Source organism: Burkholderia cepacia (assembly GCF_029962485.1).
Lineage (GTDB): Bacteria > Pseudomonadota > Gammaproteobacteria > Burkholderiales > Burkholderiaceae > Burkholderia.
The window spans coordinates 2,102,329-2,120,851 of the sequence record NZ_CP073637.1; the positions used below are offsets into that span (position 1 = coordinate 2,102,329).

An 18,523-nucleotide genomic window follows, 5' to 3' on the forward strand; every position below is an offset into this window, starting at 1 on the left:
TCAGTCCTTTCCAATGTCCTGCAATGCTGTGATGTGAAACACCAAGGTTCTCGCGTTGCGGCTTTTCTTGGCCAGGAAGCCCGTGAACAGCGTTTCGACGCCCATTTCACGACTTTCCAGCCTGCCGCTCGCCTCACCGGCCGCCACCGCCTCGATCGTCATTTCGACCTGACGGCGGATGCCTGCTTCGACGACTTCCGTGCGGTGCTGCAATGTGGCGCTAGCGATCGGAACACCTGCCGGCGTATATCGCACCGGTGCGCGTTCGACGACGCTCGCCGTCAATTGCAACCTGTTCACGAGAGTGGCGCGCTCCTTGATGGCTTAATGAATGACGAACTTAAGCCTGCGCTTCGGTCGGCTGAGCTGCAGCCGCCTTCTTGGCTTCTTCGCGCTGAACTTCCTTCATCATCGGCGACGGGCCGGTTTCGGCCTTCTTCATCTTGACGATGAGGTGGCGCAGCACGGCGTCGTTGAACTTGAACGCGTGTTCGAGTTCGTCGAGCGTCGTCTGGTCGCACTCGATGTTCATGCAGACGTAGTGAGCCTTCGCGAGTTTCTCGATCATGTAGGCCAGTTGGCGACGGCCCCAGTCTTCGACGCGGTGGATCTGACCGCCGTGCGACGTGATCGTGGACTTGTAGCGCTCGATCATCGCGGGCACTTGCTCGCTCTGATCGGGGTGCACGATGAATACGATTTCGTAATGACGCATTACACACTCCTTGTGGATTAAAGCCACCCGGGCGTCTGAACCGGTGTGGCAAGTGAGAAGCCGAAGATTCTAACCCGATTACGGGGCACATGCAAGACCAATCAACGATCGGCGCGCGGATTCGGCCATGTTTTCAACGACTTGAACGGGCGGCCGGTGCGCACGGCCGCCCTTCGGCTCTTTTTTATCGGGGTCTGAACTCAAGCCACGCGCGCACCGGCGCGCAGCAGCCATCGCGCCGTCACTCGCTGCGCGTGCCGGAAAGTCGCGCGTCGAGCGCCGTGCGGAACGCCGTGAGCGCCGACGGCTCGGCGTCGGTCACGGCCCACCACGTCATCCCGGCCGCGTCCCAGCGGTCGAGCGCGTAGCCCTGCGACACGGTCGTGTACGGCGCCGCGGGCCCTTCCCCGGCCGGCCGCACGTAGACGTCGATCACATGCTGCCGGTAGCGGTAGACGAGCACCGCGACGCGACGCCGCCCGACGTAGTCGAGCCGGCCGCCGACCAGCGCGAAGCCGTTCGCCGCGAGATCCTCGACCGGCGGCGCATAGTCGAGCCGGCCGTTGAACCACGGCTTGACCGTGTGCCGGTCGGTCGAGATCACGTCGATGTCGCGCGCCGACAGGTCGGCCCGCACGTGGCTCGACACGAGTTCGTCGACCGTGCGGTCGGTGTCGGCGTGGCGCGCGGACAGCGTCATCCCGCCCGCCGCCGCGAGCGCCACCAGCAGCGCGACGCCCCAGCCGAGCCCGGGCAAAGCCGCGACGCGCGGCCCGGTGCCGGCCGTGGCCGGGCGTGCCGACCCGCCAAGCCCCGGCAGCCACGACCACCAGTTGCGCTCGCGCGGCCGGCGCTGCGGCTGCGATCGGGATTCAGGTCGCGGCTCCGCCCGAGACGGCTCGCGGGCAGGCGCGTCGGCCGCGGCAGGCAGGCTCGCCAGAATGCTCGCCCGCAACGCATCCGGCGCACGGTGATAATCGGCCTGCCGCACGGCCTGCACCAGCGTGACGATACGTGCGCGTTCGCGGCGGCACGCGTCGCACCCTTCGACATGCTGCTGGACCCGCAACGCATCGGGCGCCGACAGCTCGCGGTCGACGTCCGCGTCCAGCAACGCTCGCGCTTCGTTACAGTCCATCGATAGCCTCCGATGCGGTTCCGCCGGCCGGCGTACGGCCCGGCCTGCCTTCGGGCGCCGGTGCCGGCGCGCCGCCCAGCAGCGCGGCGAGCTTGCGCCGGCCGCGCGCGAGCCGCGACATCACCGTGCCGACCGGCACGTCCGCGATCGCCGCGATCTCGCGGTAACTCAGGTCCTCCATCTCCCGCAGCACGAGCACCTCGCGGTATTCGGGCGGCAGCTTCGCGAGCGCTGCATTCACGAGCCGCACGTTCTCTCCGCGCAGCAAGTGCGCCAGCGGATCCTCCGTCGCCGGCTGCCAGTCGTCGGGCACATCGGTGTCGTCGAGCGTATCGGGCAGCTCGACTTCGTGCGCATGCGTGCGGCGCCGCCACTCCGTGTACCAGGTGTGGCGCACGATCGTCAGCAGCCACGGCCGCGCATTGTCGCCGCGACACGAATCGACGAAGCGCAGCGCGCGCATGCACGCGTCCTGGACGACGTCGTCCGCATCGCCAGCGTTGCCGCTCAGCCAGCGGGCGAGGTTGTACGCGGCGTCGAGATGCGGCAGCACGAGCACGCGAAACCGCTCGCCGCGCGCGACCGCGTCGTCTGCCACCCGTTCATCGACCGCCTGTCCGGCTTGCGCCACATGACCTCCCTGGTCCCGGCGGCCGATGCCGCGCCCGTTCCGCGCACGGTGCCCGGACAGACCGGCAACGTGCACGCTCGATAACCATACCGTTGCTGCGTCGAGTTTATTCCCGCGCCGGGCACACGAAGCGTAAAAAAATCGCCGGGCCGCCCGCCTCCCGTTATGGCGTGGTGCTCCAGTAACCGGGGCGCGCATATGCGTCGCGCAGGTAGTCGATGAAATAGCGCACGCGCGCCGGCACGTAGCGCTGCTGCGGGTAGACCGCGAGGATGTCGTAGTCGGGCAGCGCGTACTCGTCGAGCACCGTCTCCAGCGCGCCCGTCTCGAGCTGCGCGGCGATTTCCCACGTCGAGCGCCAGCCGAGCCCGAGCCCCTCGGCCACCCAGCGGTGCAGCAGCTCGCCGTCGTTGCAGTCGAGGTTGCCGGCCACGCGCATCGTCGCGATCTTGCCGTGGCGCTGGAAATACCAGCCTCGGTTCTGCCCGCCCTGCAGGTTGAACGCGAGGCAGTTGTGCTTCAGCAGGTCGTCGAGCGACTTCGGCCGGCCATGCTTGCGGAAATACTCGGGCGTGCCGCACACGACGCGCCGGTTCGACGCGAGCTTCACCGCGACGAAGTTCGGATCGACGGCGCCGCCGATCCGGATCGACAGGTCGTAGCCTTCGCGCACGAGATCGACGACGCGGTCGGTCAGGTTGAACGACAGCTGCATCTCGGGCTTGTCGACCAGAAAGCCGGGCGCGTGCGGCGCGACGTGCTTGCGCCCGAACGCGGCGGGCGCCGATACGATCAGGTGGCCGCTGACCGCGCGCCGCCCGGCGGCCAGTTCGTTCTCAGCCTGGTCCCATTCGGACAGCAGCCCGCGGCAGCGCTCGAGGAACGCGGCGCCCTCCTCGCTGACCACCAGCCGCCGCGTCGAGCGGTACATCAGCTTCACGCCGAGGCGCTTCTCCAGCGCGTCGATGCGCCGCCCGAGCACCACCGGCGACACGCCCTCCTCGAGCGCCGCCGCCGCGAGGCTGCCGGCATCGGCCACCCGCACGAACGTCTCGATCTGCTTGAAGCGATCCATCTCCTGTCTCCGTCTCTGTTCCGGCCCCGGCGGGAAGCCCCGTCCGGCCGTCATTCCATACTTTTAGTTTCGAAATAAGCGACTCGGGCTGATCTTATCAAACCTTTCCTGCATCCCTAAAGTGTTCCCAACAGACCCATTCGCAAGATCCGCCACATTCAAGGAGACATTCATGGCCAAGATGAGAGCCGTCGACGCAGCAGTGCTCGTGCTCGAGAAAGAAGGCATCCAGACCGCGTTCGGCGTGCCGGGCGCAGCGATCAACCCGTTCTACTCCGCAATGCGCAAGTCGGGTGGCATCAGCCACGTGCTGGCGCGCCACGTCGAAGGCGCATCGCACATGGCCGAAGGCTTCACGCGTGCGGCCCCGGGCAACATCGGCGTGTGCATCGGCACGTCGGGCCCCGCCGGCACCGACATGATCACCGGTCTCTACTCCGCTTCCGCCGATTCGATTCCCATCCTCGCGATCACGGGCCAGGCGCCGCGTGCACGCCTGTACAAGGAAGACTTCCAGGCCGTCGACATCGAGTCGATCGCGAAGCCGGTCACGAAGTGGGCCGTCACCGTGCGCGAACCGGCGCTCGTGCCGCGCGTGTTCCAGCAGGCATTCCACCTGATGCGCTCGGGCCGTCCGGGCCCGGTGCTGGTCGACCTGCCGATCGACGTGCAGCTCGCCGAAATCGAATTCGACATCGACACGTATGAGCCGCTGCCGGTCTACAAGCCCGCGGCAAGCCGCGCGCAGATCGAGAAGGCGCTCACGATGCTCAACGACGCGGACAAGCCGCTGATCGTGTCGGGCGGCGGCGTGCTCAACGCAGCGGCCGAAGACCTGCTCGTCCAGTTCGCCGAAACGATCGGCGTGCCGGTGATCCCGACGCTGATGTCGTGGGGCGCGATTCCGGACGATCACCCGCTGATGGCCGGCATGGTCGGCCTGCAGACGTCGCATCGCTACGGCAACGCCACGATGCTCGCGTCCGACTTCGTGCTCGGCATCGGCAACCGCTGGGCGAACCGCCACACCGGCAGCGTCGAGGTCTACACGAAGGGCCGCAAGTTCGTGCACGTCGACATCGAACCGACGCAGATCGGCCGCGTGTTCGGCCCGGATCTCGGCATCGTGTCCGACGCGAAGGCCGCACTCGAACTGTTCGTCGCGGTCGCCCAGGAATGGAAGGCCGCCGGCAAGCTGAAGGACCGCAGCGCATGGGTCTCGGAATGCCAGGAACGCAAGCGCACGCTGCAGCGCAAGACGCACTTCGACAACGTGCCGGTCAAGCCGCAGCGCGTGTACGAAGAGATGAACAAGGTGTTCGGCCGCGATACGTGCTACGTCAGCACGATCGGCCTGTCGCAGATCGCTGCCGCGCAGTTCCTGCACGTGTTCAAGGCACGCAACTGGATCAACTGCGGCCAGGCAGGCCCGCTCGGCTGGACGATCCCCGCCGCGCTCGGCGTGCGTGCCGCCGACCCGAGCCGCCCGATCGTCGCGCTGTCCGGCGACTACGACTTCCAGTTCATGATCGAAGAACTGGCGGCCGGTGCGCAATTCAAGCTGCCGTATGTGCACGTCGTCGTGAACAACTCGTACCTCGGGCTGATCCGCCAGGCCCAGCGCGCGTTCGACATGGACTTCTGCGTCCAGCTCGCGTTCGACAACGTGAACGCGCCGGAACTGAACGGTTATGGCGTCGACCACGTGGCCGTCGCGGAAGGCCTCGGCTGCAAGGCGCTGCGCGTGTTCAAGCCGGAAGAGATCGAGCCGGCGCTGCGCCAGGCGCAAACGCTCGCGGAAGAGTTCAGCGTGCCGGTGGTCGTCGAAGTGATCCTCGAGCGCGTGACGAACATCTCGATGGGCACCGAAATCGACGCGATCAACGAATTCGAGGAGCTCGCCGAAAAGGCCGAGCACGCACCGACCGCGATCTCGATGCTCGACTGAACCGCACGACATTTTTGACTGACCGACCGAAGAGGCTTAGCTCATGCCGAAGTTTGCTGCAAACCTGACCATGCTGTTCAACGAAGTGCCGTTCCTCGACCGCTTCAAGGCGGCCGCGGACGCGGGCTTCGACGCCGTCGAGTTCCTGTTCCCGTACCCGTACGCGAAAGAGGAACTCGCCGAGCGGCTCGAGACGCACCGCCTGCGCCTCGTGCTGCACAACCTGCCGGCCGGCAACTGGGACCAGGGCGAGCGCGGCATCGCGTGCCTGCCCGATCGCGTCGGCGAATTCCAGGAAGGTGTCGGCCGCGCGATCGAGTACGCGAAGGCACTGAAGGTGCCGCAGCTGAACTGCCTCGTCGGTATCCCGTCGGCCAGCACGGCGCGCGACAAGACGTTCGTCACGATCGTCGACAACCTGCGCTTCGCGGCCGACGCGCTGAAGCGCGAAGGCATCCGCCTGCTCGTCGAGCCGTGCAACAGCTTCGACATCCCGGGCTTCGCGCTGAACCGCTCGTCGGAAGGGCTCGACGTGATCCGCGCGGTCGGTTCGGACAACCTGTTCCTGCAGTACGACATCTATCACATGCAGCGCATGGAAGGCGAACTGGCCGCGACGATCGAACGCAACCTCGCATCGATCGGCCACGTCCAGCTCGCGGACAACCCGGGCCGTAACGAGCCGGGCACGGGCGAGATCAACTACGCGTTCCTGTTCGCGCTGCTCGACCGCCTGGGCTACGCCGGCTACGTCGGCTGCGAATACAAGCCCCGCACCACCACGACGGAAGGCCTCGGCTGGCTGCAAAGCGTTGCCGGCTGCGCACCGGGCTCGGCGCGTCGCGCCGCCTGAGTAGCGCCCTTCCCGTTTTCAGCCCTATAGGAGACTTTCACATGGCAACCATCGGTTTCATCGGCCTCGGCATCATGGGCGCGCACATGGCGCGCAACCTGCTCAAGGGCGACCACCAGCTCGTCGTGAACGGCGCGTTCCCGATTCCGGACGACCTGCGCGCGAGCGCCAAGGTCGTCGCGAACTCGACCGAAGTCGCGCAGAACGCGGACGTCATCGTCGTGATGGTGCCGGACACGCCCGACGTGCGTAACGTGCTGTTCGCCGACGACGGCGTCGCGAAGGGCCTGACGGCCGGCAAGCTCGTGATCGACATGAGCTCGATCTCGCCGCTCGACACGCAGGAGTTCGCGAAGCAGATCAACGCACTCGGCTGCGACTACCTCGACGCACCGGTGTCCGGTGGCGAAGTCGGCGCACGCGAAGCGTCGCTGACGATCATGGTCGGCGGCCCGGAAGCGGCCTTCGAGCGCGCGAAGCCGCTGTTCGAGAAGATGGGCAAGAACATCACGCTCGTCGGCGACAACGGTGCGGGCCAGACCTGCAAGGTCGCGAACCAGATCATCGTCGCGCTGAACATCGAAGCCGTCGGCGAAGCGCTGCTGTTCGCCGCACGCTCGGGCGCCGATCCGGAACGCGTTCGCCAGGCGCTGATGGGCGGCTTCGCCGCGTCGCGCATCCTCGAAGTGCACGGCGCGCGGATGACGAAGCGCACGTTCGATCCGGGCTTCCGCATCGAACTGCACCAGAAGGACCTGAACCTCGCGCTCGACGGCGCACGCAAGCTCGGCCTCGCCCTGCCGCACACGGCAAGCGCGCAGCAGCTGTTCAGCGTGTGCGCATCGCACGGCGGCAAGGCATGGGATCACTCGGCACTCGTGCGCGCGCTCGAAATCATGTCGAACTTCGAGATCGGCCAGACGCCGGCCGCGTAACGCGACTGTCGCAACGCGCGTTTCCGCTGCAATGGCGGAGGCGCGCGACAGATTTGCGCGATCCGGCCACGGCCGGTCGCATCGATGCGCGAACACGCGCATCACGGTGGGGCGCCCCGCCCTGCATCGCCAACGGCGTGCGGGACGGGGCGAAAAACGCCGCTCTGGGCTGAGAGCGGCGTGGTGGGGTCCGCAGCGGCACCCGGCGGCGCCGGGGAAGCCTTGGTCGGTCAGACGTCGTCGTCGGGTGTCCGCCTGTCGGATTTTGCGTATTACATTTCTTTACGTTCAAGCGTGCGATTTTTCATGCAATCGTCGCGCTGAACGCCTACACTTTCGCCACGCCTTTCGAGAAAACCGCCGCGCTTGCGTTCACCTTCGGTGACCGCGCCCAGCGCGGTGTTTTTTTCGCCACTTCACGGCGCGTTTTCTTTTCAACCACCTAGGGAGTGCAGCGATGGGTCTTCTTTCGTTTATCAAAGAGGCGGGTGAAAAACTGCTGGGTCATGCCGACGCGCAAGCGGCGGAAGATCCGAATGCCGCGAACCAGACTGCGGCCGATGCGATCAAGAATTACATCAGCACGCAAGGTCTCGACACGTCGAACCTGACCGTCGCGTTCGATGGCGCATCGCGCACCGTGACGCTGTCGGGCAGCGTCGCCGACCTCGACACGAAAGCGAAGGTCAAGGTCGCGGCCGGCAACGTGCAGGGCGTCGCGGGCGTCAACGACGACGATCTGCAGCCGGACGATCCGGAAGTGCAGTATCACGACGTGAAGTCGGGCGACACGCTGTCGGCGATCGCCAAGGAAGTGTACGGCGACGCGAACAAGTACCCGGTGATCTTCGAAGCCAACAAGCCGATGCTGTCGAGCCCGGACCGGATCTACCCGGGCCAGAAGCTCGTGATTCCGCCGCAGTCCTGAGCATTCCTGCCGGACTGACGCAAAAAAGGCAGGCCATATGGCCTGCCTTTTTTCATGGGCGACGCGCGCCGCCCGATCGGTGCGTATCGGTTACAGCGTATCGAACGCGCGTTGCAGCGCGTCGCGATCGTGAATGCCGTTCGCGAGCGCGAGCATCAGCAGCACGCGCGCCTTGAACGGGTTCAGCGAACCCGCGCTGACGAAACCGAGCGCATCGTCGTTCGCGGCGCCGTTGCGCATCACATGCCCCGACCCGACGCGCGACGCGCGGACCACTGCCACGCCCGCCTTCACCGCATCGGCCAGTGCCGCCTGCAGCGTCGCGTGGATCGACCCGTTACCGGTGCCCGCGACGACGAGGCCGCGCACGCCGGCAGCCACCAGCGCGTCGACGGCCGTGCGCGTCACGCCCGCATAGCTCGTGACGACTTCGACGGGCGGCCAGGTCGCGGCGATCGCCAGCCGCGTGTCGCGCGAACGCGTGACACGGCGCGCGAATTCGACACGGCCGTCCTGCACCCAGCCGAGTGCGCCGAGCTCCGGCGACTGGAAGGCATCGACCGCATAGGTGCTCGTCTTCACGACGTCGCGCGCGCCGTGGATCCGGTTGTTGAACACGACCAGCACGCCCTGCCCGCACGCGGCCGGATGGCCGGCCACCGTCACCGCGTTCAGCAGGTTCAGCGGGCCGTCGGACGACAGTGCGGTCGCCGGCCGCATCGCGGCCGTCAGCACGACCGGCTTGTCGCCTTTCACGACCAGATGCAGCGCGTACGCGGTTTCCTCGAGCGTGTCGGTGCCGTGCGTGATCACGATGCCGTCGACCGCCGGATCGGCCATCAGCGCGTCGATCCGCGCGGCAAGCGTGTTCCACAGCGGCAGCGCGAGATCCTTGCTGTCGATACTGGCGATCTGTTCGGCGTCGATGCGCGCGACCGACGCGAGCGCCGGCACCGCGTCGACCAGGAAATTGACGCCGAGCGCGCCGGCCTGGTAGCCGGCCGTGCTGGCCGCGTCGGGAGCAGCACCGGCGATCGTGCCGCCGGTAGCGAGCACGGCGATGCGCGGCAGCGCCGCCGCGGACGAAGGAGATGCGGGATTCGGTGTATTCATGGCCGCGATTGTAATGGCTCGCGGCCGGGATCCGGCACGTTCCGGCGCTGCGGCCGACGCCGGCGGCCGCGCGTCATGGTTTGTCCCGATCGCCCGGTCGCACGCGCCGTCAACGGCCGTGGCGTCCGCAACGTTATAGGAAGTGCCGTTTTGGTGTTTTCACATTGATTTGCCATAATCGGAGCGCACGGTGCGATGCGGCCCTATCCGCACGCCGCGTGCTTCGTGACGGCGTCGATAACACGCAATTCACCCCATGGGAGTGTCGAAATGAAAATCCAATCGCTCGTAGCCGCAGTGCTTCTCGGCGGCATGCTGGCTTCCCCCGCATTCGCGGCGAACAGCCAGCAGGACAAGATGAAGGCCTGTAACACCCAGGCAGCCGGCAAGTCGGGCGACGAACGCAAGGCGTTCATGAAGGACTGCCTGTCGGCGAAGCCCGCGAAGGCGATGTCGCAGCAGGACAAGATGAAGGCCTGCAACACGCAGGCGACCGGCAAGAAGGGCGACGACCGCAAGGCGTTCATGAAGAGCTGCCTGAGCAATCAGCCGGCTGCCTGAGTCCCGGCGCTCCCGTATCGAATGCCGCGCACCGCTTCGGCGGGCGCGGCATTTTCGTTTTCGTTGCACGCGCATCGACACCCGCGCTTCCCGCCTGATTTCCCCTTCCCGCCCCGCTTTTCCTGCCCGCCGCCACATGGTGCGGCAATTCGCCGCGTTTTCTTCTATGATGGCTGCAACGCGGCCCACCCAAGTACAAGAAGCGCCATCGGGCCGCCCTCGAGACGGACGCGCACGCGCGTCAAACGGAGGCTTGGATGGCATGGAGACAACACCGCTGGTTCCGCCGCTGGCTGATCGTGATCGTGTTCTGGGCCGTGCCCGTCGCGATCGTCGCCGTTCGCGAGATCCGCGAGGAAATGGCCTACAACAAGGCGGACCTGCAGCTCGCGCTGACCACCTGGCAGCTCACCGACGCGCAGCAGGCCGCAGGCGCCGCCGCGAAGTGCCACGGGGAGCCTGACGAGGCGCGCGCGGCCGGCTGCCCGGTCGACGTGCTCGCCGCCAACGCGCCACGCCAGCAGGCGGCCCGCGACGAATACGTGGTGCGCCGCAATACGCTCGCCGGCTACCTGTGGCACGCGTTCGTCGGCTACTGGGTCGTCCCGGCCGCGTTCCTGTTCGCGTGCGGCGTCGTGATCGCGCTGATCCGCCGTGCGCTGCGCCGCCCCCCGATCAAGCCGCCGGTTCCGCCGGTCACGCACTGACGTACGCCGCAGGCGCCTGCCGCCCTCCCGATCGACCGTCGAGTTCGCCGCGCGCGCCGACCGCGTGCGGGGCGCCCCGCACGCGCCGGCGCCGCTTCGTCCGTTGGCGCGCCGCGACACCCCCAGGCGATTTGACGCTTTTTCATGCGCCGACGAAAAGGGGCTGTAATCCGCTGTGATATAACTGCCGACGTGATCCGCCTCATGAGCGAGACTCACTCCGAACATCATCCGATGGAGAAGAACGATGCAAAAACGGAATCTTGTGCTGAAAGCCGCCGCTGCGCTCATCGTCGGTAGCCTCGCGCTCACCGGTTGCACCACCACCCCGGACAAGCCGGACAACGCCGCGACCAACGCGTCGAAGCGCCAGTCGATCGACGCGAGCGTCGACGCCACGCTGTCGCGCATGTACTCCACGGTCAAGGGTTCCCGCGAACTCGTCGCGAAATCGCGCGGCGTGCTGGTGTTCCCCGAAGTGATCCAGGCCGGCTTCATCGTCGGCGGCCAGTCCGGCAACGGCGCGCTGCGCGTCGGCGGCAGCACGGTCGGGTACTACAACACGTCGTCGCTGTCGGTCGGCCTGCAGGCCGGTGCGCAATCGAAGGCGATCGTGTTCCTGTTCATGACGCAGGAAGCGCTCGACGAATTCCGCGGCTCGGACGGCTGGGCAGCCGGTGCCGGCGCATCGGTCGCGCTCGTGAAGATGGGCGCGAACGGCGCGGTCGACACGACCACGGCCACCGCGCCGGTCCAGGTCGTCGTACTGACGAACGCGGGCCTGATGGGCGACGTGTCGATCAACGGCACGAAGGTCACGAAGCTCAAGATCTGACGCTGACGCACGCGCCTCGCGCGGGCCATGCGAAAACGGCGATGTCCTTGCGGGCATCGCCGTTTTTTTATCCGTCCGCGTGCTGCGTCGGCCGCTCAGGTCGTCGAGTCGATCACCTTGAAGCGCGAGCGCTTCTGCGCGCGGATCACCGACTGGTAGACGTCGACGTACTGCTGCGCCATCCGGCGCGACGTGAAGCGCTCCTCGAAGCGCTGCCGCACGCGCGCACGCGGCAGCAGGTGCAGCCGGTTCACGGCAGCGACCGCACTGATTTCATCCTCGACGATGAACCCCGACACGCCCTCGTCCACCACTTCGGGCACCGCGCCGCGATTGAACGCGATCACCGGCGTGCCGCACGACATCGCCTCGATCATCACGAGGCCGAACGGCTCCGGCCAGTCGATCGGAAACAGCAGCGCATGCGCGCCCGACAGGAATTCGGCCTTCTGGTGATCGGCGATCTCGCCGATGTATTCGACATGCGGCAACGCGAAGAGCGGCTTGATCTCGCGGTCGAAGTACTCCTGGTCGGCCGCGTCGATCTTCGCGGCGATCCGGATCGGCAGCCCGCACTGGCGCGCGATGCGGATCGCCGTGTCGACGCGCTTTTCAGGCGAAATGCGGCCCAAGAATGCGAGATAGCGCGGCTCGACGGGCTGCGGCATGTAAAGCGTGTCGGGCAGCCCGTGATAGACGGTCGTCAGCCATTTCGCCTGCGGCAGCGGCTGGCGCTGCGAGTTCGAAATCGAGATCACCGGCGCCGTATTGAACGTGTCGAACACCGGCTGCTGCTCGGGCAGGTCGAGCCGGCCGTGCAGCGTCGTCACGTACGGCGTTTCCTGCCGGTTGAAGACCGAGAACGAGTAGTAGTCCATGTGGAAATGAAGCACGTCGAAGTCCTTCGCACGGCGCGCAACCGTCTCCATCAGCAGCATGTGTGGCGCGACGCGGTCGCGGATCGACGAGTCGAGCCGCAGCGCGCGCGGCCAGACAGGCTCGAGCTTCGCCCGCGTCGTCGAATCGCCGCTCGCGAACAGCGTCACATCATGGCCGAGCTCGACGAGCGCCTCGGTGATGTAGGACACGACGCGCTCGGTACCGCCGTACAGCTTCGGCGGCACGGATTCGGTCAGCGGGGCGATCTGCGCAATTCTCATGGTCCACGTCTCCTGTGTCCTGTCCCTTGCGGCACGGCCGGCGGGCGATTGCGCCATTGCGCTCGCCCTCCCCATGCAGCGCTGGCCGGCCTGGCGCCGGCCGGATATCCCGACATTATTCGCGATCCCGATGCCCGGAACCGCTCGTCTTGCATTTTATGGGCGTTGTTACAGGCAGGATACATTCCGCTCGCGGGTCAGCCGCTCCGAACCGGGCGCGGACGGATCGATCCGCCCCCTTTAACGATACGGGCCGGAGAACGCGCCGCCCGGCCCGTCAACGCGACGGCCACTTCCAGGCCGGCAGGTCGCGCGTGTCGGCATCGACGAGCGTGGTCGCGCCGAGCTGCTTGTCGAGCACCAGCGATTCGCAGCCGGCCTCGCGCTCGAGCGTCGCGATCAGCCGCGCCGCGTGCGACACGACGAGCACCTGCGAACGCTGCGCGGCCTGCGCGATCAGGCGGCCGAGCGCCGGCAGCAGATCGGGATGCAGGCTCGTTTCCGGTTCGTTCAGCACCATCAGCGCCGGCGGGCGCGGCGTCAGCAGCGCAGCCGCGAGCAACAGGTAGCGCAGCGTGCCGTCGGAGAGCTCGGCCGCCGCCAGCGGCCGCAGCAGCCCGGGCTGGCGCATCAGCACGTCAAAGCGGCCGCGGCCGCCCGGGTTGTCGATCTCGACCGACGCGCCGGGAAAGGCGTCGTCGATCGCCGCATCGAGCGCCGCACCGTCGCCGATTTCGCGGATCGTCTGCAGCGCGGCAGCCAGGTCCGCGCCATCGTCCGCGAGCACCGGTGTATGGGTGCCGATATGCGACTGCCGCGCCGGCGCCTGCGCATCGGTCCGGAAATGGTCGTAGAAGCGCCACGAACGGATGCGCTCGCGCACCGCGATCATCTCGGGCGCACCGGTCGGATCGGCGAACTCGGTCATCATGCTGTCGAAGCTCGCGACCGGCTGCGGAATCGTCTGCCAGTCGCCCGACGCGGTGCGGGCGCGAATCTGCGCGCCCTGCCGGTCGACCAGCAGCGTCGACGGGCGCAGCAGCGCGCCGCCCCAGATGCATTCGCGCTTGACCACCGGATCGAGCCCGAACTGCGAATGGCTCGGCACCGGCAGGCCCAGATCGATCGAATAGCCGAAATCGTCGCACGCGAAGCCGAGCTTCAGGCTCACGGGGCCCTTGCGCACCGTGCCCGTGACCGGCGTATCGCCGGCCAGCATCGCGCGCGAGAAGCGCTCGGGGCCGGCCCACAGCGTCGACGGCAACCCGCCTTCGCGGGCGAGCGACGGGATCACGCGGCCCTGCGCGGTATCGGCGAGCAGCCGCAGCGCGCGGTACACGCTCGACTTGCCGCTGCCGTTCGGCCCCGTGACGACGTTGAGCGCCGCGAGCGGCACGATCAGCTCGCGCAGCGAGCGGTAATTGGCGATGGCGAGCGTGTTCAGCGCGGTCATGGGAAAGAGGAATGGCAGACAGGCACCGGGCCGCACTCAGCGGCCTTCGGCGGCCTGCGGATCGGCAGCGGTATTGGCCGCCGTGCTGGCGGCGGGCGCCCGCGCGTGCGGCCGTTCGGGGTTCGGTGCGTCCGGCGCGGATTCGTGCGGATACAGTTCCGTCCGGCTGCGCGGCAAGCATTGCGGATAGCGGTCCTGCAGGTAGGCGATCAACCCTTCGCGCACGCGGCAGCGCAGATCCCAGCACGACGACGAATCGGCCGCGCTGACGAGCGCGCGCAACTGCATCGCGCGCTCCGTTGCGTCGGTCACCTGCAGCACCTGCACGCGGCCGTCCCACTCGGGCGCCGCATGGACGAGCCGCGCGAGCTCCTCGCGCAGCGGCGCGAGCGGCGTGCGGTAGTCGACCGACAGGTAGACCGTGCCGATGATTTCCGAGCTGCTGCGCGTCCAGTTCGTGAACGGATTCTCGATGATCCACTGCAGCGGCACGACGAGGCGCCGCTGGTCCCACAGCCGCACCGACACGAACGACCCGGTGATTTCCTCGATGCGCCCCCACTCGCCCTGGATCACGACCACGTCGTCGAGCCGGATCGGCTGCGTGAGCGCGATCTGCAGCCCGGCGATCAGGTTGCCGAGCACCGGCCGCGCGGCGATACCGGCGACCAGGCCAGCGACGCCGGCCGACGCCAGCAGGCTCGCACCCACCTGACGCACGTTCGGGAACGTCATCAGCGCGGCGCCGGTGCCGATGATCACGATCAGCACCATCACGGTCCGCACGAGCACCTTGGCCTGCGTATGGATGCGTCGCGCCTGGAGATTGTCGGCCGTATCGATCGGATGGGCCTGGATGATCGCGTCGCCGACGCCGGCCGCGAGCCGCACCAGCAGCCATGTGAGCGACACGATCGAACCGACCGCTGCCGCGGTGCGCATGCCGCGCACGAACGACATGCCGTCGTCCGCCTGGACCCACAGGAATTCGAGCGCCAGCAGCGCGAGCACGACGAGCGACGGCTTGTCGATGTAGCGCAGGATCGCGCTCATCAGCGGATACGGGTGCGCGACGCGCTTGACGATGCGTGCGCCGAGCCGGTGCACGATCGTGACGACCACATGACGATGACCGACACGGCCAGCGTGCCGAGCCACGAATGCAGCGGCGCATCGGCGATGCGCTGCAGTTCCTCGATTGAAATCATCGGCGCCCTCGGGTGATGAGGCGCACGCGCCTCGTCCTGGATGCGTCGGCGACGTCCGGGCCGCGCACGCGCCCGGACACGGCGTCAGGTCAGTTGCCGCTCCTGCACGGAAACGCCTTGCCGAGACCGAGCGACACCGCGGTGCTCGCGTTGTAGTCGGCGAGCTTCGGATTTTCCGCGATGTACTTGCGCACCGCGTCGGTCATCTGCTGCGCCCGGATGTCGGGCGGCAGGCAGAAATACTGCCCGACGCGCGGCCCCGTGGTGCCGCCGATCGCGTCGATCGTGTTGTAGACGCCGTCGGCGGCGCCTTCGATATAGGCCGCGCACGACGCCCGCGACTTGACGTCCGTCTTCGCGCACAGCCGGTCGAGATCCGCGCCCGTGAAAGCCGCCGCCGACAACGGTACGGCAAACGCCGCGGCACAAAACATTGCGCGCAACATGGTGTTCCTTATGTCAATGCGGCCCGAGACCGCCTGCTGCCTTGGCCGGCGCGCCGCCGGACACCCTGCTCCGGCCGGAATCCGGCCGGGCGGGCGCACCGCCCGCCGCCCTGGCCGGTCGCACCGAAAACCGTCATTTTGCACTCTTTTGCGCATCTGCCGGCGCCGATCCGCCGACGCGCTCGGTCCGCTTGCTCAGGATGTCGATCGCGTCCGGCGCCTTGTAGTGCTTCGCGAACTCGAGCGCGGTGATGCCGAGCTGGTTCTTCACCTGCGGATCGGCACCCTGGTCGAGCAGCAGGTTGACCGTCGAAGCATGGTTGCCGCGCGCGGCCATCATCAGCGGGGTCGTGCCGTTCGGCGACGCGGTATCGATGTAGGCGTCGTGATCGAGCAGCAGCTTGACGACCGCGTCCTGGCCGTTGGTCGCCGCGTAGTGCAGCGGCGCCCAGCCCTTCTTGCTGACTTCCGCGCCCTTGTCGATCAGCAGCTTCGCGAGGCCGACGTCGCCGTTCAGCGATGCCAGCATCAGCGCGTTCTCGCCGGCCTTGTCTTCCTTCTCGAGGTCGACGTTCGGCATCGTCGCGATCGCGGCCGCAACCTTGTCCGACTTCTCGCGTGCGGCGATCACCAGGATCGGATCGCCGTTCGGCGCGAGCGTGTTCGGGTCGAGCTTGCCGCTCTTGAGCTGCTTGCCGATGTCGGCGATGTCGTCGAACTTGACGGCCTTGACGATCGCGTCGAGCGACTCGGCATGCGCGCCGGCGGCGGCGAACAGGCCGCTCGCGACCAGCGCGGCGGCGACGAGTGCGCGTTTGGGCAGATGATTGGTCAGCTTCGTCATTGTTGTGGGCTCCTTCCCTGGGTTGTATCGGCTGCGCGCACGTCGTTAGCGGGCGATCTTGAACAGCCGGAAAAAGTTCTGCGTCGTCGCATCGGCGAGCGCCTCGACGGCGATCCCGCGTTCGGATGCGATAAAGCGTCCGACATGGCTGACGTACGCAGGTTCATTCGGCTTGCCGCGATACGGCACCGGCGCGAGGTACGGCGAGTCGGTCTCGATCAGCAGCCGCTCGAGCGGCACGCGCCGCGCGACGTCCTGCACGTCGGTCGCGTTCTTGAACGTGACGATGCCCGACAGCGAGATATGGAAGTTCTGGGCGAGCGCCTGCTCGGCGACGGACCACGGCTCGGTGAAGCAATGCATCACGCCGCCCGGCACGTCCGCGCGCTCCTCGGCCATGATCCGCAGCGTGTCTTCCGACGACGAGCGCGTATGGATGATCAGCGGCTTCATCGTCGCGGTCGCCGCGCGGATGTGCGTGCGAAAGCGTTCGCGCTGCCATTCCATGTCGGCGATCGAACGGCCTTCGAGGCGGTAGTAATCGAGGCCCGTTTCGCCGATCGCGACGACCTTCGGGTGCGCGGCCAGCTCGACAAGCTCCGCGAGCGTCGGCTCGCGCGCCTCCTCGTGGTCGGGATGCACGCCGACCGACGCGTAGACGTTGTCGTGCGCGTCCGCGATCGCGAGCACGTCGGGCAACGTCTCGAAATCGACGGACACGCACAGCGCGTGCGTGACGTCATGCTCGCGCATGTTCTCGAGAACGGCCGGCAGGCGGTCGGCCAGGCCCTTGAAATTGATGTGGCAGTGAGAGTCGACGAACATCGTGTTTCCTGAATACGTAAGGCGCGCGCTCAAGCGCTCGCCGGCAGGCGGCGACGGGCCGCGTCGCCGAGTGATCCGTTCACCGTTTCGCAATCCACGGGAAACAATGCCGGATCACGCGAACATTTCCCGATATCCGAGAAACAATTCCTCGAATACGAGCCGCGCGTTGAGCGGATGGTTCTCGACCGTCCGCTGCCGCGTCACGGCTTTCATGAAGCGTGCGAACGCGTTCGCGTCGACCGACTCCGCGCAGCGCGCGAGCGCCGCCGCGTGCGTCGGGAAGTAGCGCGGCGCGCCCGCCATCCGCTGCGCGAGCAGATCGTACAGCCAGCGCTGCAGCCAGCCGAGCACCAGCGGCACCGGCAGCTTCTGCAACGTCTCGCCGCACGCGAACGGATCGCATTGCGCACCGGCCGCGAGCTGCCCGAGCGTGTAGTCGCGCAGCGGGCGATTCTCGTCGCTCGCGAGCGCCAGCGCGGCGAGCGGCGCGCCGCCGGCTTCGGCAAGCAGCGCGTGCGCGTGGTCGACGCCTTGCGCCGTGAGCCATGCCTCGGCCGCGTCGGGCGCCGGCACCGTCATCGGCCACTGCCGGCAGCGGCTGATGATCGTCGGCAGCAGGCGGTCGATGCGCGCCGACACGAGCAGGAACACGACGCCGGACGGCGGCTCCTCCAGCGTTTTCAGCAGCGCGTTCGACGCGGCGACGTTGAGCGCCTCGGCCGGATACAGCACGACGACGCGCGCGCCGCCGCGGTGCGAACCGACCCCGCAGAAGTCGAGCAGCGCGCGCACCTGCTCGATCTTGATTTCCTTGCTCGGCGCCCGCGTCTTCTTGCCGCCTTCGTCCGCATCGGCCGGCTTCGCGTCGTCCGCGGCACCCGGCGCTTCGCCGGCCAGCGCCTCGGGCAGCACGATCCGGTAGTCCGGGTGGTTGCCCTGCGAGAACCACGTGCAGGCCGCGCAGGCGCCGCACGGCTCGCCGTTCGGCTGCGGCGATTCGCACAGGAAGCCCTGTGCGAGATGCTGCGCGAACTGCAGCTTGCCGATCCCGGCCTGGCCATGCAGCAGCAGCGCATGCGGCCATTGCGCGCGCAGTTGCTGCAGGCGGTTCCAGTCGTCGGTCTGCCACGGATAGATCATGTGGT

Annotated in this window: 19 protein-coding genes and 1 pseudogene; 7 read left to right on the forward strand and 13 right to left on the reverse strand. The window is 67.6% G+C overall.

Annotated features, from left to right (window positions below; all coding sequences use genetic code 11):
• The 5 genes from priB to KEC55_RS09775 all read right to left on the reverse strand — a co-directional run bounded on the left by priB (position 1) and on the right by KEC55_RS09775 (position 3,559).
• The gene (priB, locus tag KEC55_RS09755; RefSeq protein WP_282505252.1) at positions 1-300 is read right to left on the reverse strand and encodes a primosomal replication protein N; all 300 of its coding nucleotides are present in this window, start codon (positions 298-300) and stop codon (positions 1-3) included.
• A gap of 40 nt (positions 301-340) precedes the next feature.
• A complete protein-coding gene (gene rpsF / locus KEC55_RS09760; protein ID WP_004193673.1) occupies positions 341-715 on the reverse strand; it encodes a 30S ribosomal protein S6 in 375 nt (124 codons plus the stop codon).
• 241 nt (positions 716-956) lie between these two features.
• Positions 957-1,853: an anti-sigma factor family protein gene (locus KEC55_RS09765; RefSeq protein ID WP_282505265.1), complete on the reverse strand. Its 897-nt coding sequence runs from the start codon at positions 1,851-1,853 to the stop codon at positions 957-959.
• A complete protein-coding gene (locus tag KEC55_RS09770) occupies positions 1,843-2,484 on the reverse strand; it encodes an RNA polymerase sigma factor (RefSeq protein ID WP_282505266.1) in 642 nt (213 codons plus the stop codon). Before KEC55_RS09770 ends, KEC55_RS09765 begins: the two co-directional genes overlap by 11 nt.
• A gap of 163 nt (positions 2,485-2,647) precedes the next feature.
• On the reverse strand, positions 2,648-3,559 hold the full coding sequence (locus KEC55_RS09775; protein ID WP_282505267.1) for a LysR substrate-binding domain-containing protein: 912 nt from the start codon (positions 3,557-3,559) through the stop codon (positions 2,648-2,650).
• Positions 3,560-3,731: 172 nt separating this feature from the next.
• Between KEC55_RS09775 and gcl the strand changes: the two genes are divergently transcribed.
• The 4 genes from gcl (at position 3,732) to lysM (ending at position 8,223) form a co-directional block, all read left to right on the forward strand.
• Entirely contained in the window at positions 3,732-5,507 is a 1,776-nt protein-coding gene (gene gcl / locus KEC55_RS09780) for a glyoxylate carboligase (protein WP_282505268.1), read from the forward strand.
• 43 nt (positions 5,508-5,550) lie between these two features.
• The gene (gene hyi, locus KEC55_RS09785; RefSeq protein ID WP_011657073.1) at positions 5,551-6,360 is read left to right on the forward strand and encodes a hydroxypyruvate isomerase; all 810 of its coding nucleotides are present in this window, start codon (positions 5,551-5,553) and stop codon (positions 6,358-6,360) included.
• 41 nt (positions 6,361-6,401) lie between these two features.
• A complete protein-coding gene (locus tag KEC55_RS09790) occupies positions 6,402-7,295 on the forward strand; it encodes a 2-hydroxy-3-oxopropionate reductase (protein ID WP_176047230.1) in 894 nt (297 codons plus the stop codon).
• A 457-nt stretch (positions 7,296-7,752) separates the two neighbouring features.
• Entirely contained in the window at positions 7,753-8,223 is a 471-nt protein-coding gene (gene lysM / locus KEC55_RS09795; protein WP_059233962.1) for a peptidoglycan-binding protein LysM, read from the forward strand.
• Between the two features lie 90 nt (positions 8,224-8,313).
• Here the strand turns inward: lysM and KEC55_RS09800 are convergent, their stop codons facing one another.
• Positions 8,314-9,336 carry an asparaginase gene (locus tag KEC55_RS09800; RefSeq protein ID WP_282505269.1) on the reverse strand — a complete coding sequence of 341 codons (1,023 nt, stop codon included), beginning with the start codon at positions 9,334-9,336 and terminating at the stop codon, positions 8,314-8,316.
• Positions 9,337-9,606: 270 nt separating this feature from the next.
• Between KEC55_RS09800 and KEC55_RS09805 the strand changes: the two genes are divergently transcribed.
• The 3 genes from KEC55_RS09805 (at position 9,607) to KEC55_RS09815 (ending at position 11,439) form a co-directional block, all read left to right on the forward strand.
• On the forward strand, positions 9,607-9,897 hold the full coding sequence (locus KEC55_RS09805; protein ID WP_176047233.1) for a PsiF family protein: 291 nt from the start codon (positions 9,607-9,609) through the stop codon (positions 9,895-9,897).
• A gap of 257 nt (positions 9,898-10,154) precedes the next feature.
• A complete protein-coding gene (locus KEC55_RS09810; RefSeq protein ID WP_176047234.1) occupies positions 10,155-10,604 on the forward strand; it encodes a hypothetical protein in 450 nt (149 codons plus the stop codon).
• Positions 10,605-10,851: 247 nt separating this feature from the next.
• On the forward strand, positions 10,852-11,439 hold the full coding sequence (locus KEC55_RS09815) for a BPSL1445 family SYLF domain-containing lipoprotein (protein ID WP_059233959.1): 588 nt from the start codon (positions 10,852-10,854) through the stop codon (positions 11,437-11,439).
• 95 nt (positions 11,440-11,534) lie between these two features.
• On the opposite strand, the gene KEC55_RS09820 is transcribed toward KEC55_RS09815, so the two are convergent.
• The 7 genes and pseudogenes from KEC55_RS09820 to KEC55_RS09850 form a co-directional block, all read right to left on the reverse strand.
• Positions 11,535-12,599: a glycosyltransferase family 4 protein gene (locus KEC55_RS09820; protein ID WP_175848316.1), complete on the reverse strand. Its 1,065-nt coding sequence runs from the start codon at positions 12,597-12,599 to the stop codon at positions 11,535-11,537.
• A 277-nt stretch (positions 12,600-12,876) separates the two neighbouring features.
• Positions 12,877-14,052: an AAA family ATPase gene (locus tag KEC55_RS09825; protein ID WP_282505274.1), complete on the reverse strand. Its 1,176-nt coding sequence runs from the start codon at positions 14,050-14,052 to the stop codon at positions 12,877-12,879.
• Between the two features lie 36 nt (positions 14,053-14,088).
• Positions 14,089-15,260, reverse strand: a pseudogene (locus tag KEC55_RS09830) (mechanosensitive ion channel family protein).
• A gap of 89 nt (positions 15,261-15,349) precedes the next feature.
• Positions 15,350-15,706 (reverse strand): Rap1a/Tai family immunity protein, encoded by a 357-nt coding sequence (locus KEC55_RS09835; protein WP_006485939.1) that lies wholly within the window; start codon positions 15,704-15,706, stop codon positions 15,350-15,352.
• 133 nt (positions 15,707-15,839) lie between these two features.
• Entirely contained in the window at positions 15,840-16,550 is a 711-nt protein-coding gene (locus KEC55_RS09840) for an ankyrin repeat domain-containing protein (protein ID WP_282505275.1), read from the reverse strand.
• Between the two features lie 45 nt (positions 16,551-16,595).
• Positions 16,596-17,375 carry a TatD family hydrolase gene (locus KEC55_RS09845; RefSeq protein WP_282505277.1) on the reverse strand — a complete coding sequence of 260 codons (780 nt, stop codon included), beginning with the start codon at positions 17,373-17,375 and terminating at the stop codon, positions 16,596-16,598.
• 114 nt (positions 17,376-17,489) lie between these two features.
• Entirely contained in the window at positions 17,490-18,518 is a 1,029-nt protein-coding gene (locus KEC55_RS09850; protein WP_282505278.1) for a DNA polymerase III subunit delta', read from the reverse strand.
• Between the last annotated feature and the right edge of the window lie 5 nt (positions 18,519-18,523).

Excerpts from the sequence above, each read along its gene's own strand:
- rpsF (WP_004193673.1), bottom strand. The coding sequence starts at position 715 with ATGCGTCATTACGAAATCGTATTCATCGTGCACCCCGATCAGAGCGAG.
- KEC55_RS09765 (WP_282505265.1), bottom strand. The coding sequence starts at position 1,853 with ATGGACTGTAACGAAGCGCGAGCGTTGCTGGACGCGGACGTCGACCGC.
- KEC55_RS09775 (WP_282505267.1), bottom strand. The coding sequence starts at position 3,559 with ATGGATCGCTTCAAGCAGATCGAGACGTTCGTGCGGGTGGCCGATGCC.
- gcl (WP_282505268.1), top strand. The coding sequence starts at position 3,732 with ATGGCCAAGATGAGAGCCGTCGACGCAGCAGTGCTCGTGCTCGAGAAA.
- hyi (WP_011657073.1), top strand. The coding sequence starts at position 5,551 with ATGCCGAAGTTTGCTGCAAACCTGACCATGCTGTTCAACGAAGTGCCG.
- KEC55_RS09790 (WP_176047230.1), top strand. The coding sequence starts at position 6,402 with ATGGCAACCATCGGTTTCATCGGCCTCGGCATCATGGGCGCGCACATG.
- lysM (WP_059233962.1), top strand. The coding sequence starts at position 7,753 with ATGGGTCTTCTTTCGTTTATCAAAGAGGCGGGTGAAAAACTGCTGGGT.
- KEC55_RS09800 (WP_282505269.1), bottom strand. The coding sequence starts at position 9,336 with ATGAATACACCGAATCCCGCATCTCCTTCGTCCGCGGCGGCGCTGCCG.
- KEC55_RS09805 (WP_176047233.1), top strand. The coding sequence starts at position 9,607 with ATGAAAATCCAATCGCTCGTAGCCGCAGTGCTTCTCGGCGGCATGCTG.
- KEC55_RS09810 (WP_176047234.1), top strand. The coding sequence starts at position 10,155 with ATGGCATGGAGACAACACCGCTGGTTCCGCCGCTGGCTGATCGTGATC.
- KEC55_RS09815 (WP_059233959.1), top strand. The coding sequence starts at position 10,852 with ATGCAAAAACGGAATCTTGTGCTGAAAGCCGCCGCTGCGCTCATCGTC.
- KEC55_RS09820 (WP_175848316.1), bottom strand. The coding sequence starts at position 12,599 with ATGAGAATTGCGCAGATCGCCCCGCTGACCGAATCCGTGCCGCCGAAG.
- KEC55_RS09825 (WP_282505274.1), bottom strand. The coding sequence starts at position 14,052 with ATGACCGCGCTGAACACGCTCGCCATCGCCAATTACCGCTCGCTGCGC.
- KEC55_RS09835 (WP_006485939.1), bottom strand. The coding sequence starts at position 15,706 with ATGTTGCGCGCAATGTTTTGTGCCGCGGCGTTTGCCGTACCGTTGTCG.
- KEC55_RS09840 (WP_282505275.1), bottom strand. The coding sequence starts at position 16,550 with ATGACGAAGCTGACCAATCATCTGCCCAAACGCGCACTCGTCGCCGCC.
- KEC55_RS09845 (WP_282505277.1), bottom strand. The coding sequence starts at position 17,375 with ATGTTCGTCGACTCTCACTGCCACATCAATTTCAAGGGCCTGGCCGAC.
- KEC55_RS09850 (WP_282505278.1), bottom strand. The coding sequence starts at position 18,518 with ATGATCTATCCGTGGCAGACCGACGACTGGAACCGCCTGCAGCAACTG.